The sequence below is a fragment of the Mesorhizobium sp. C120A genome (assembly GCF_030323105.1).
GTDB lineage: Bacteria > Pseudomonadota > Alphaproteobacteria > Rhizobiales > Rhizobiaceae > Mesorhizobium.
Genome location: NZ_CP100476.1, coordinates 5,110,064 through 5,122,221, shown reverse-complemented (window position 1 = coordinate 5,122,221; position 12,158 = coordinate 5,110,064). Strand labels below are relative to the sequence as shown.

Annotated in this window: 12 protein-coding genes; 7 read left to right on the top strand and 5 right to left on the bottom strand. The window is 63.5% G+C overall.

Going from position 1 to position 12,158, the window contains the following annotated elements:
- The first annotated feature begins 55 nt into the window (after positions 1–55).
- The 5 genes from NL532_RS25200 (at position 56) to NL532_RS25180 (ending at position 4,398) form a co-directional block, all read left to right on the top strand.
- Positions 56–574 carry an RNA polymerase sigma factor gene (locus tag NL532_RS25200; protein ID WP_023702686.1) on the top strand — a complete coding sequence of 173 codons (519 nt, stop codon included), beginning with the start codon at positions 56–58 and terminating at the stop codon, positions 572–574.
- Positions 571–1,362, top strand: coding sequence for an anti-sigma factor family protein (locus NL532_RS25195; protein WP_023670251.1), 792 nt, complete (start codon positions 571–573; stop codon positions 1,360–1,362). The genes NL532_RS25200 and NL532_RS25195 overlap by 4 nt, the downstream gene beginning before the upstream one ends.
- 159 nt (positions 1,363–1,521) lie before the next feature.
- The gene (locus tag NL532_RS25190) at positions 1,522–2,619 is read left to right on the top strand and encodes a peptidase C39 family protein (protein ID WP_023692865.1); all 1,098 of its coding nucleotides are present in this window, start codon (positions 1,522–1,524) and stop codon (positions 2,617–2,619) included.
- 5 nt (positions 2,620–2,624) lie between these two features.
- Positions 2,625–4,088, top strand: coding sequence for a RimK family ATP-grasp domain-containing protein (locus NL532_RS25185; RefSeq protein ID WP_023829052.1), 1,464 nt, complete (start codon positions 2,625–2,627; stop codon positions 4,086–4,088).
- A gap of 37 nt (positions 4,089–4,125) precedes the next feature.
- Positions 4,126–4,398, top strand: a complete 273-nt coding sequence (locus NL532_RS25180) for a DUF3303 domain-containing protein (RefSeq protein WP_023670254.1) — start codon at positions 4,126–4,128, stop codon at positions 4,396–4,398.
- Between the two features lie 13 nt (positions 4,399–4,411).
- Here NL532_RS25180 and NL532_RS25175 read toward each other — a convergent pair whose 3' ends face one another.
- Entirely contained in the window at positions 4,412–5,311 is a 900-nt protein-coding gene (locus NL532_RS25175) for a LysR substrate-binding domain-containing protein (RefSeq protein WP_023829051.1), read from the bottom strand.
- An 85-nt stretch (positions 5,312–5,396) separates the two neighbouring features.
- Between NL532_RS25175 and NL532_RS25170 the strand changes: the two genes are divergently transcribed.
- Entirely contained in the window at positions 5,397–6,314 is a 918-nt protein-coding gene (locus NL532_RS25170; RefSeq protein ID WP_023829050.1) for a fatty acid desaturase family protein, read from the top strand.
- Between the two features lie 12 nt (positions 6,315–6,326).
- On the opposite strand, the gene NL532_RS25165 is transcribed toward NL532_RS25170, so the two are convergent.
- Complete coding sequence (locus NL532_RS25165; RefSeq protein ID WP_023829049.1) at positions 6,327–7,493, bottom strand: amidohydrolase; 1,167 nt, start codon at positions 7,491–7,493, stop codon at positions 6,327–6,329.
- A gap of 91 nt (positions 7,494–7,584) precedes the next feature.
- Between NL532_RS25165 and NL532_RS25160 the strand changes: the two genes are divergently transcribed.
- Positions 7,585–8,433 (top strand): AraC family transcriptional regulator, encoded by an 849-nt coding sequence (locus tag NL532_RS25160; protein ID WP_027049985.1) that lies wholly within the window; start codon positions 7,585–7,587, stop codon positions 8,431–8,433.
- Here NL532_RS25160 and NL532_RS25155 read toward each other — a convergent pair.
- The 3 genes from NL532_RS25155 to ygfZ all read right to left on the bottom strand — a co-directional run bounded on the left by NL532_RS25155 (position 8,402) and on the right by ygfZ (position 12,100).
- A complete protein-coding gene (locus NL532_RS25155) occupies positions 8,402–10,534 on the bottom strand; it encodes a putative bifunctional diguanylate cyclase/phosphodiesterase (RefSeq protein ID WP_023670259.1) in 2,133 nt (710 codons plus the stop codon). The two genes, NL532_RS25160 and NL532_RS25155, sit on opposite strands and share 32 nt — an antisense overlap.
- Positions 10,535–10,601: 67 nt before the next feature.
- Positions 10,602–11,240, bottom strand: a complete 639-nt coding sequence (locus NL532_RS25150) for an HD domain-containing protein (protein WP_023742620.1) — start codon at positions 11,238–11,240, stop codon at positions 10,602–10,604.
- Entirely contained in the window at positions 11,240–12,100 is an 861-nt protein-coding gene (gene ygfZ, locus NL532_RS25145) for a CAF17-like 4Fe-4S cluster assembly/insertion protein YgfZ (RefSeq protein WP_023829047.1), read from the bottom strand. The genes NL532_RS25150 and ygfZ overlap by 1 nt, the downstream gene beginning before the upstream one ends.
- Positions 12,101–12,158 lie beyond the last annotated feature (58 nt).

Sequence of the window (12,158 nt, the reverse complement as noted above, 5' to 3'; positions counted from 1 at the left end):
GCCGGGAAGGCGCGTTCAATCGGGTTAAACAAGGGCGACCTCAGAACCAGCGGTCATGGACGAAAAGAAGGCAGCAATCCTTGGCGAAATACCGCGCCTGCGCCGCTACGCACGCTCGCTTCTGCGCGACCGCGAATCCGCTGACGATCTCGTCCAGGATTGCCTCGAACGAGCGCTCTTGCGGCTTGAAAGCTGGCAGACGGGAGAAAGCCCCCGGAGGTGGCTGTTTACGATCATGCATCATTTGTTCATCGATCAGATGCGCAAGGTGAACCGGCGCGGTGAGGCGACGATCCTGCCGCTTGACGCAAACGAGGCGCAGGCAGTCCCCGCCGAGCAGGCGGAGAACGCCGCCTCGCGCGAGATCATCGACGCATTGCAGGCGATCAGCCCCGACCGTCGCGCCGCTCTCGTCATGGTCGCCATCGAAGGATTCTCCTATGCCGAAGCCGCCAACATTCTCGGCGTGCCCGCCGGCACGCTGATGTCGCGCATAGCGCGCGGACGCGAGGAGCTGCGCAGCCTGCTCGATGACACGGCGCGCCGCCGCTCGATAAGGATCGTCGAGAAATGACCCGCCGCGATTTTTCCGAACGCGATATCCACATGGCTCTCGACGGCGAGCTGCCGGGCGACGAGCGCGCCGCCTACGACGCCTGGATCGACGCCAATCCCGAAATGAAGGCCAAAAGCGCCCGCTACACCGCCGACCGCGCCGCGTTGCGCGCCGCCTTTGCCGGTGTGCTCGACGAGCCCGTGCCGGTGCTGTTCAAGCAGATCGTTAGCGGTGAAGGCGCGACCAAAGCGGCGGCGCGGCAGTCGCGCTGGTGGCTTGCGGCCGCGGCGGCCGCAGTGCTCGTCATCGGCGGTCTTGGCGGCTATTTTGCCGGCATCGACGGCATCGGCAGGGAAGATGGCGCCGATGACCAACTGGCCGAAGAGGCGATCGCCGCCCATGTCATCTATGCCGCCGAACAGCGCCATGCGGTGGAAGTGCCGGCAAGCGACAAGGATCACCTGCAGACCTGGCTGTCCAACCGCGTCGGCCTGAAACTGGTGGCGCCGGATCTGGTGGCGGAAGGCTTCCAGCTGGTTGGCGGCCGGCTGCTGCCCGCCGGCCAGGGCAAGGCAGCGATGCTGCTTTACGAGGACGCCAAGGGTCAGCGCATCTCCTTGTTCGTTACCGCTGATTCCTCAGCCAAGTCCAAGGGCACCTACATGGCCGAGGCCGACGGCCCCGAGGCGGTCTACTGGCTGGACAAGGGCTATGCCTGCGCCGTCGTCGGCTCGCTGCCGCGCGAGCAACTGGCTGCGGTCGCCAAGCGGGCCTACGGTCAGCTTCTGGCTGGTATCGCCAGTTAAGCGCATTCCGTTTCGGGAATGCGCCGGGGTAGAAAGTGTCACAATTCGGCCCTATTCGAAGTGCGATAGCGCTTGATGGATATCGGCGTTTCGGCTGATGTTTGCGACGTTTTTGACTGCGGTCTTTTCCTCCACCCAATCGAGGTTTTCCAAACCCGCATGCCTGCCGAGATTCGCAAGGCCCGCGCGTCCGACGTCGATGACCTCGCCGCCATCGAGAAGGCGGTCTTTTCCAGTGACCGCATTTCCCGGCGCTCCTTCCGCTTGTTGATCGAACGCGAGACAGCCGAGATGCTGGTCGCCGAAAGCGATGGTCGTGTCGCCGGCTACGCCATCGTGCTGTTTCGCAAGGGCAGCGGCGTCGCCCGGCTCTATTCGCTTGCCACCAGCCCGTTTTTCAGCGGCCGCGGCATTGGCCGCATGCTGCTTGCAGCGGCCGAAGAAGCTGCCTTCGAGCACGACCGCATGATGTTGCGTCTCGAAGTGCGCGAGGACAATCTTCGCGCCATTGGCATCTATGAGCAGAGCGGCTACCGCAAGATCGGTCGCGAGCCTCACTATTACGAGGATGGCGCCACCGCGCTGCGCTACGAGAAGACCTTGCGCGGCGATATTCCGGTCGCCACCAAAGTCCCATTCTACCAGCAGACCTGCGAGTTCACCTGCGGTCCATGCTGCCTGATGATGGCGATGGCCAATTTCGATTCCGGCTTCGTGCCCGATCCGGTCATGGAAATCCGCCTATGGCGCGAGGCAACGACCGTGTTCATGATGTCCGGCCCAGGCGGCTGCGAGCCCTTCGGCCTTGCGGTTTCCGGCTACGAAAGCGGGCTTGCGGCGGAAATCTTCGTGTCCTTCTATGGCGCGCTGTTCTTGCAATCGGTGCGCAGCGACGACAAGCGCCGGGTGATGGAACTTGCCCAGGTGGACTTTCGCCGCCGCGCGGAACTTTACGGCATCCCGGTGAATTACCGTCCGTTCACCATCGATGATATCCGCGGCGCCCTGGCTCAGGGAAAACTGGTGCTGGTGCTGATCAGCGGCTTCCTGATGTTCGGCAAGAAGGTGCCGCATTGGGTGCTGGCTATCGGCGACGATGGCGACCACATCCTGATCCACGATCCCTGGGTCGAGGACGAAAGACAGGAGACCATCCTCGATGCCGCCAACATTCCCGTGCCGCACGGCATCTTCATGAACATGGCGCAATTCGGCCGCGACGGACTGCGTGCTGCCATCACTCTTGGGAAACGCTGATAACAATGACCTGGGTCATCCTCACCGGCCGTCAGAACGATCTCGACCCGGCGGCGACGCCGCACAAGATCATCACCAACCGTGACTATCTTGCGCATCCGGCGCTGTTTCGCGGCCAGCAGCCGAAGGTCATCAACCTGTCGAACAATTACGCCTACCAGAGCCGCGGCTATTATGCCTCTCTGCTCGCCGGTTCGCGCGGCCACAAGGTCATCCCGACGGTCGAGACGATGATCGACCTGTCCGAGCGCAAGCTCTACGAGCACGCGCTGCCGGAACTGGAGCTGGCGCTCAACAAATGCCGCAAGGATCTTGGAGGCGTTTTCCCGCAAAAAATCTGCATCTTCTTCGGCATCGGACCGTCGAAGGTCTGGGACCGCTTCGCCAAGCTGTTGTTCGACTGGTTCCGCGCTCCGGCGCTTGAGGTTCACATCAAGGACAGCGCCGAATGGGCTTCGATCCGCAAGATCGGATTCCTGCCGCTGGCCAGGATGGCCGAGGAGGAAGAAGCCTTATTCGTGCAGGCGCTCGAGACGTACACCAACCGCGAGTGGCGCGACACCAAGGGCCGCACCCCGGCACGGTACACCTTCGCCACGCTGGTCGATCCGCATGAGGAACTGCCGCCGTCGGAGATTTCCTCGCTGCGTTACTGGGCCAAGATCGCCGAAAAGATGGGCGTCGAAATCGAGCCGATCACCAGGAAGGACCTGGCCAAGCTCGCCAACTACGACGCGCTGTTCATCCGCGAGACCACCTCGATCTCAAACCACACCTACCGCTTCGCGCGCCGCGCCCAGCAGGAAGGCATGCCGGTGATCGACGACCCGCTGTCGATGATCCGCTGCACCAACAAGGTCTATCTCAACGAACTGATGGCCTACAACAAGGTGCCGGTGCCGCCGACGGTGATGATAGCCGGCACCTCGGATCTCGAACTGGCGGCGCAGATGCTCGGCTTTCCGCTGGTGCTGAAGATCCCGGATTCATCGTTCTCGCGCGGCGTCAAGAAATGCGGCAACTTCGAAGAACTGAAGACGCTCGCCACCGAGTGGCTGGAGGATTCCGATCTCCTGATCGCGCAGAAATTCATCCCGACCGAATATGACTGGCGCGTCGGCGTGCTCGGCGGGCAGCCGCTGTTTGCCGTGCATTATCTGATGGCGAAAAAACACTGGCAGATCGTCAACCACAAGGCCAGCGGCAAGCCCGACCAGGGCGGCATCAAGACCTTCACGCTGAAAGAGACGCCGCCGCATGTCGTCGACACCGCGGTGAAGGCGGCGCGCTGCATCGGCGACGGGCTTTACGGCGTCGATCTCAAGGAAACCAAGGATGGCGTCTTCGTCATCGAGGTCAACGACAACCCGAACCTCGACCATGGCTGGGAGGATTCCGGCGAAAAGGACGAAGTCTGGGTGCGGCTGACGCAATGGTTCCTGGAGCGGCTGGACCGTCCCGGGCGTTAGTTTGCGGTCCCGGGCGGTAATTCAACCGAGGGGGAAAATGCAGTTCATCGTCATCGAGGATTTCACCGGCTGCGACCGCAAGGAGATCTACCGCCGTTTCGGCGAGCGCGGCAGATTGAAGCCGGACGCGCTTGTCGTGCACCACTCCTGGATCGCGGCTGATATGAGCCGCTGCTTCCTGCTGGTCGAGGCCGATGACGTCACGCTGCTGCAGCGCTGGGTCATCGAATGGTCTGACCTGGTGGAGTTCGAGATCATTCCCGTGGCGACGAACAAGGACATGGTCGCCGCACTGGCCGGCCATCTCTGAGCAGTTCGGTCCATCAGCCGAGCACCGGCGAACCCACCGACCGCCGGCATTCCTCAATCAGCCAATTGCGAAACGCGGCCACCAGGTCGCGCCTTGCACTGCGTTCCGGGATCGTCAGGCAATATGGCTGACGCAGCGCGATCGATAGGGCATTCGCCCGGACCAAACGGCCGTCTTCCAGCGCCCCGGCGCAATAAATGCCTTGCGCCAGCGCCACGCCCAGCCCTGAAATGACAAGGTCGAGCGCTGCCCGCGACGAGTTCGCCGACAGGCCGCGCTGCACTGCGCGGCCGGGCTCTATGCCCGCCGCCTCGAACCAGTTGCGCCAAGACGGAAACGACGCGCCGGTCGGTCCCCAGTCGGTGTGAATCAGTGGCAGGCCGGCGAGGCTGTCGGTTTTGGCGGTGAGTTCTGGCGCGCAGACGGGGTAGACGGCGTCCCTGACAATGTCTTCGGTCGGGTGTTCACGATAGTGCGGGCCGAAGGACAGCCGGATGTCGATCAGTTCGCGGTCGAACGGCACCGGATCGTCATCGCCGCGCAGGGATATGTCGACGGCGCCGTGGCTGGCCACAAAGCCGGCGAGACGTTCGGAAAGCCAGCCCATCGCCATGGACGGCGGCACCGATATGACAAGCCGCGGGCGGAAGGCATCGCTGCCACGCGCGATGCTGCCGATCTCCCGAAAAGCCAGGGTCAGCCGGGGCAGCATCTCGACGCCGGCTTCCGTCAGCACCACGCGGCGGTTGACGCGATGGAACAGTTTTCGACCCATCTGCTCCTCGACGGTGCGAATGAGCTGGCTGACCGCGGCCGCCGAGATCGAGAGCTCATCCGCCGCTGCGGCGAAACTCCCCGAGCGCGCCGCTGCCTCGAAGGCTTGAAGTCCTCTCAGGGAAGGAAGCGCGGTCATGGGCTATCCGATAGTAAGGTAAGCTTATCTATGTCGCAGAAATCCTCGTTTTTCGAAAGCTTTCTTATTCGAGTAGCTTGGCGCCATGACCGTATCGGCCCAGTTTGAACCCAGAGACCATCGCGACGTCGTCGCGTCTCTGACCAATGAGCAGCGCAGCCGCCTGACCGGCAAGTCGGATGGGCCGGGTCTGGTCCAACTCGCCTTCCATCTCGGCGCGATTGTGGCTATCGGCGGGCTGATTGCGGCCAAGGTGTCGTACTGGCCGCTGTTGATGTTGCCGCAAGGCATTCTTATCGTCTTCCTGTTCACGCTGCTGCATGAGACGGTGCACAGGACGGCGTTCGAGACGCAGTGGCTCAACGATGCCGCCGCAAGGGTCTGCAGCCTGGCGATCGCGCTGCCCGCCGACTGGTTTCGCTATTTCCACTTCGCCCATCACCGTTTCACCCAGGATCCCGAGAACGATCCGGAACTCGCCTTCCCGAAACCGGAGACGATGCGGCAATACATCGTCCACGTCTCGGGCCTGCCGGTGTGGTGGGGGCATTTGCAGACACTCTACACCAACGCGATTGGCGGCTGCCACGACAGCTACGTGCCGCCGAAAGGCCTGCCCAAGGTGCGCACTGAAGCCCGCGCCATGATCGCTTTCTATGTCGTGGTCGCCGCGCTAGCCCTGTGGTTCGAGGCAAGTGTACTGCTCTATGTCTGGATCGTGCCCGCGCTGCTCGGCCAGCCCTTCCTCAGGCTCTATCTGCTGGCCGAGCATGGCCGCTGCCCGCTTGTCGCCAACATGCTGGAAAACACCCGCACCACGCTGACCAACTGGCTGGTGCGCAAAGTCGCCTGGAACATGCCGTATCACGCCGAGCACCACGCCAATCCCGGCGTGCCCTTCCATCAGCTGCCGGCCTTCCACCAGCTGATCGAGCGCCATCTCAAAGTCGTCGAACCCGGCTATGTCAGCTTCCACGAGAAATACGTCGAGACCTTGCGCTGAGGCGCTCGGCCGTCAGCGTAGCGTCTGCTCAACGAGCGTGACGAAATAGCGGAGCACGGTGGGGACGATGGCGTCGTTGAAGACATAGCGATCGCCGTGCAGCCCTTCGCCCAGTCCGACCGCTCCTGCGCCGACCCAGGCATAGCAGCCGCCGGCTTCGCGGACCATGTAGGCAAAATCCTCGCAGCCGAGGCTCGGGTTGAATGCGGTCTCGACCTGCTCGCGGCCGACAACCGCGGTTGCCGCCTGGACGGCCCGGTCAGTGGCAGCCGACGTGTTGACCAGCGGCGGGTAGCCTTTCTTGTAGGCGAGCTTGGCGGTGAGTGCATGCGCCGAGGCAGTGCCTTGCGCGATGTCGCCGATCAGCCTTTCGCAATGGTCCGACAAAGTGGGCTCGAAGAAGCGGCAGGTTCCCTGCAGCCAGACCTTGCCCGGCACGATGTTGCCGACATTGCCGCCATGGATCTGGGTGATCGAAACGACCAGCGCCATTTGCGGGTCGACCGAACGGCTGACGATGCGCTGCACGGCTTGAACGAAGGCGCCGGCCGCGAGCACGGGATCGTCGCCTAGCTGCGGCATGGCGGCATGCGCGCCGGTCCCCTCAAAGTTCAGTTCGAAAGTGTCGACGGCCGCCATCATCGACCCGGCACGGGCCGCGATCTTTCCGAGCGGCAGCCCCGGCCAGTTGTGGACGGCGTAGACGGCTTCCACGGGGAAGCGCTCGAACAGTCCGTCCTCTATCATCCGCATGGCGCCGCCTTCATTTTCTTCCGCCGGCTGGAAGATGAAACAGACGGTGCCGTCGAAGGCTCTGTTGTCGGCGAGCAGCTTGGCGGCGCCGAGCAGCATCGCGATGTGCCCGTCGTGGCCGCAGGCATGCATCACGCCGTCTTTCTTCGACGCATATGGCAATCCTGTCTTCTCCAGCACGGGCAAGGCATCGAGTTCGGCCCGAAGCCCGATGGCGCGCACGCCTGGTCGTCCTCTGAGGACGCCAACCACGCCGGTGCCGCCTTTGCCTTCATGAACCTCGTCGAGCCCGAAGGTGCGCAGCTTGTCGGCGACGAAGCGCGCGGTCTCATACTCTTGGAAACCGAGTTCGGGGTTGGCGTGGATGTGATGCCGCCATTCCACCACCTGCGGGGTGAGGGCGGCGATGGGGTCGTTGTGCAGCATTGCGCTCTCCTTGCCGGCTATCGTAAATTCGGCCTTGTCGATGCCAGCACGTAAAGGATTTGCGCCGGCAGCGTCTTGAACAGGATTGACCGTGTCTGGAATTCAACAGCCTCAGGAGACGACGCAGTTCTGGCGTCATCCGCGCTTTCGCGATCTTGGCATGCTCAAGGCGCGCTTCACGCGGCATCGCTACCAGCTGCACACGCACCCGACCTATGTCGTCGCCCTGATCACGCAAGGGTGCGAGCGGGTCCGCATCGGCAACGAGACTGTCCTCGCGCCGTCGGGCACGGTTCTGCTCGTCAATCCGGAGATATGGCATGACGGCGAGGCGGGTGCCGACCAGGGTTGGGCTTACCGCACCTTCTATCCGTCGGCCTCGCTCATGGGTGCGATCGCGGACGAACTCGGGCAGGATCGCCCGCCGTTGTTTTCGCAAGCGATCGTCGATGATGCCGATCTCGTCCAGGCAGTAGGCGTCGCGCACTTGGCTTCGACATCGGGTGATGCCACGAGCGCCGAAACATCCATGCTGATCGCCTTGCGCAAGCTCATCCTGCGCCATGGCGATTGGGGCGGCCGGCGGCGCGAGGCGGTCGAAAGCTTCGGATCGAAAAGCCGGCTCCGGGTCTATGAACAGGTCATCGAAGACCATCTGAACTCGGACCTCGATTTGCAGCGGCTCGCTGAAGCCGCAGGCGTGACGCGCTTTCAAGTTATCCGCGATTTCAGGAAAGTGCTGGGTCTCACCCCTGCTGCCTTCATCCGTGACCGCAGGCTGCGCCGTGCCGATCTGCTGATCCGGCAAGGTTCAGATCTCGCCGGTGCCGCCTTTGCGGCCGGCTTCTCCGACCAAAGCCATCTCTCGCGCACCTTCCGCGCCGCGCATGGAATGACGCCGGGGATGTTCAGGCGCGCCGGGACGCTGCCCTCGTCTTGAGAAGTCGAGCCATGTCGGCGGCCTTTGACGGCATGCCGATCAGAAAGCCCTGCGCCTCGACGCAGCCAGCCTTGCGCAATATGTCGAGCTGCGCTTCGGTCTCGACGCCTTCGGCGGTGACGGTGATGCCAAGTTCGGCACCAAGCCCGATGATCGTGCGCACGATCGCCGCCGTGTCCTTGTTGTCGATATCGTGGATGAAGGAGCGGTCGATCTTGATCTTGTCGACGGGAAAACGCCTGAGATAGCCGAGCGACGAATAGCCGGTGCCGAAATCGTCGAGCGCGATGCGGATACCGAGTTCGCGCAGCTGCCTCAGCGTCTTCAGCACCGTCTCGCTCTCATCCATCAGCACGGTCTCGGTGATTTCCAGTTCGAGCCGGCTGGCCGGCACACCGGAAACGGCCAGCGCCGAAATCACGCTGCGGGCAAAGTCGGCGCTTCTGATCTGCACTGCCGAGACATTGACGGCGATGCGCATTCCAGGCGGCCAGCCGGCGGCCACGCTGCAGGCCTGTTTCAGCGCCCATTCGCCCAGCGGAACGATCAGCCCGCTGTCTTCGGCGGCTGCGATGAAATCGTCGGGCGCCACCAGGCCGCGCGTCGGTGAATTCCACCGCATCAACGCTTCGGCGCCGACGATCTTGCCCGACGCGATGTTGGTGATCGGCTGGAACTCCAGCACGAACTCCCGCCGCTTCAGTGCCGTCTCGAGATCGGTTTCGAGCGCCAGGCGCGCCCGCACCAAGGCATCCATGCCGGGCTCGAAAAAGCGGTAGACGTTGCGGCCTTCGCTCTTGCCGCTGTAAAGCGCCATGTCGGCGTTCTTCAAAAGCGTGTCGGCGTCCTTGCCGTCACCGGGATACAGCGCGATGCCAAGGCTGATGCCGACATGCATGTCGCGGCCCTTGTCGCGAAACGGCTGGCTGACGACAGCGACGATGCGTTTTGCCAGTTGTTCCGCATCGGTGGCGCCTTTGGGATTGAACTGCAGGATGGCGAACTCGTCGCCACCGAGGCGGGCGACCACATCGGTGTCGCTGCGCAGGCTGTGCCGCAACCGCTCCGCCACGCATTTCAGCAGCCAGTCACCGGCCGGGTGTCCCCAGGTGTCGTTGACGGCCTTGAAGCGATCGAGGTCGAGCGAGAAGATCGCCAACGGTGTATCGCCGGCCATCGCCTGGTCGAGCCGTTCGCGAAACATCGATCGGTTGGGCAGGTCGGTCAGCGTGTCGTAATGGGCAAGGTGGCTCATGCGCTCTTCGGCGCGCCGGCGCTCGGTGATGTCTTCGAAGGTCGCCACCCAGCCGCCACCGGCAAGCGGCCGGCGCGCAACCAGCAGCGTTCGGCCATCGGCAAGGCTGCGGTCTGTCGAACGCTCCTCACCGGCCTGCAGGCTGGCTCTGGTGTTGGCGATCTCGCCGTCGATGTCCATCGACGGATAGATGCGCAGTCGCACCATCTGTTCGAGCAGGGCGCGCTGGCTCATGCCGAGCGGGAAGTCGTCAGGCGTGACCTTGTAGAGGTCGAGGAAGCGCTGGTTGCGCACGATCAGCGTGCCTTCGGCGTCGTACATCAACAGGCCTTGCGACATGTTGGCGAGCGCCGCATCGAAGCGGCGGTGCTGCTCCTTCAGTTCCTGCTCGGCCCGCCTTTGCTCCGTAATGTCCTCATAGATCGACACCCAGCCGCCTGAGGCCAGCGGCCGGTGCGTGATGGAAACGATGCGTCCGTCCGACAGTATTTCCTCGTAGGTCGAGGCTTGCGCGCGCTCGATATAGGGCTTGCGGATGGCATACAGGTCTTCGGCGCTCTGTGAGGCGACACCGATGTCGACGCTGTGCTTTAGAATGTCCAGGAACGCGATGCCGGGCCGCACGATCTTCGCGTCGAGGGAGAAGATGCTGATATAGTTGCCGTTGCAGATGATCATCCGCTCGTCGGCGTCGAACATGCACAGCCCATGCGACATATTCTCGACGGCCGCGGAAAAGCGCTCGTTCTGGTGGCGCAGTTCGTCGGCGATCTGCCGTGGCGCGGCGACGCCTCCGGCTCCCCGTCTGCGGACGGGCGAACCACCCTTGACGTGCGCAACGGACATGAGGCGTGCCTGCTGACCGTGATCGAAACCCGGTACTGTGGTTACCGCTGGTTAATTTAGCGTATGTTCACTGCGCCGAATGCACGGCAACCGTTGCCTGGCGTTGCTTTTCAAGCGTTGCGTAGCGTTTGAGGAAGGCAGCTTGCGCCGAGGTCACCGAGTGCGGCTTAAAGTCGAAGCGGTCGGCATTGAACCCGCGCGGCCGGCCGAAGAACTCGGTTGCTTCCGCGGTCGAGAAACCGGCAAGCAGCGTCGCCTCGTAATAGGCGGCGATCTGGTCGGCGCGCTTGATCTCCTTGCGCAAGCCGACGCCGAGTTCGGGCGGCAGCGAAAAGCGCTGATGGATGGCGCGCTGGAGACGCAGCTCGCACTCCTTGTAGGAGCCGCCCATTACCGATTTGAACGGCGAGATCATGTCGCCGATGACATATTCCGGCGCGTCATGCAGCAGTGCTGCCAGCCGCGCATTGGCCGAGGCGTCCGGCTGCAACTCGCTGAACAGCGCCTCGACCAGCAGCGAATGCTGGGCGACCGAAAAGGCGTGATCGCCGCGGGTCTGCCCGTTCCAGCGGGCGACGCGGGCAAGCCCGTGGGCGATGTCGGAGATTTCGATGTCGAGCGGCGAGGGATCTAGCAGGTCGAGCCGCCGTCCCGACAGCATGCGCTGCCACGCGCGCGGTGGCGCTCCGACGCGATCGGCAGCCATCAGGCGTCCTCCGCGCCGATGGCTTCCCTGGGAAAGCTGAACTGCGCCCAGGCCGGGATGGCGAGCGAGACGGTGACATCACCGGCCAGTACCGGCTGGCCAGCGTCGAGCGCCGCCTTGACCCGGTCGATGCGGGCAATGGCGAGTCCGACCGTGCCCGCGCTGGAACCGAGCGTGCCGACCGGCCGCCCCGCAACCGTCAGCTCCGAGCCCGGCGCAGGCAAGGCATGGTCGGCCGAAACGATCAGCACGCGGCGCCTGGCGGTGCCGCGATGCTGCATGCGCGAGACCACTTCCTGGCCGACATAGCAGCCTTTCTTGAAGCCGACGCCGCCGGTCTCGTCGAGCAGCACGTCGTGAGGGAAGGCGTCGCCGAGCTGATAATCGGAACCGCTTTCGGCAATGCCTTTGGCGATGCGGAGCGCCTTCCACGCAGCCGGGTCGCCACCTGCGGATGCGCCGCCATAGGAACGGCTCACAACCACATCGCGGAAGCGGACATCGGCAAGTGTCGTTGAATCAGAAGGTGAGGCGCTTGAATCATCGCCCCACGCAACCGTCACAAGCACTTGATCCTGCCTAGCAATCTCGGCCTTGGCGCGCAGCTTGTAAAGCATCAGCCGGCGCAGGAAGTCGTCTGCGACGTCGGCACGGCAATCCAGCCGGAATCCGTCCTCGCCGCTACGCGAGATCAGGAAATCAAACAGGATCTTGCCTTGCGGCGAAAGCAGCGCACCGGGTTTTGCCGCACCGGCGCCCAGCGTGTCGAGGTCGGTGGTGAGGATGTTCTGCAAAAAATGCTCGGCATCCGGGCCTGACACAGAAATGAGAGCGCGGTCTTTGAGCAGGGCAAAAGGCATGGGCGGCAAAGAACCTGATCTTGCAAAACGGTCGGCCTTTACGTAAGCCGACGATACT

Bases quoted from the DNA above. Each gene is read 5' to 3' on its own strand.
- NL532_RS25200 (WP_023702686.1), top strand. From the start codon at position 56: ATGGACGAAAAGAAGGCAGCAATCCTTGGCGAAATACCGCGCCTGCGC.
- NL532_RS25195 (WP_023670251.1), top strand. From the start codon at position 571: ATGACCCGCCGCGATTTTTCCGAACGCGATATCCACATGGCTCTCGAC.
- NL532_RS25190 (WP_023692865.1), top strand. From the start codon at position 1,522: ATGCCTGCCGAGATTCGCAAGGCCCGCGCGTCCGACGTCGATGACCTC.
- NL532_RS25185 (WP_023829052.1), top strand. From the start codon at position 2,625: ATGACCTGGGTCATCCTCACCGGCCGTCAGAACGATCTCGACCCGGCG.
- NL532_RS25180 (WP_023670254.1), top strand. From the start codon at position 4,126: ATGCAGTTCATCGTCATCGAGGATTTCACCGGCTGCGACCGCAAGGAG.
- NL532_RS25175 (WP_023829051.1), bottom strand. From the start codon at position 5,311: ATGACCGCGCTTCCTTCCCTGAGAGGACTTCAAGCCTTCGAGGCAGCG.
- NL532_RS25170 (WP_023829050.1), top strand. From the start codon at position 5,397: ATGACCGTATCGGCCCAGTTTGAACCCAGAGACCATCGCGACGTCGTC.
- NL532_RS25165 (WP_023829049.1), bottom strand. From the start codon at position 7,493: ATGCTGCACAACGACCCCATCGCCGCCCTCACCCCGCAGGTGGTGGAA.
- NL532_RS25155 (WP_023670259.1), bottom strand. From the start codon at position 10,534: ATGTCCGTTGCGCACGTCAAGGGTGGTTCGCCCGTCCGCAGACGGGGA.
- NL532_RS25150 (WP_023742620.1), bottom strand. From the start codon at position 11,240: ATGGCTGCCGATCGCGTCGGAGCGCCACCGCGCGCGTGGCAGCGCATG.
- ygfZ (WP_023829047.1), bottom strand. From the start codon at position 12,100: ATGCCTTTTGCCCTGCTCAAAGACCGCGCTCTCATTTCTGTGTCAGGC.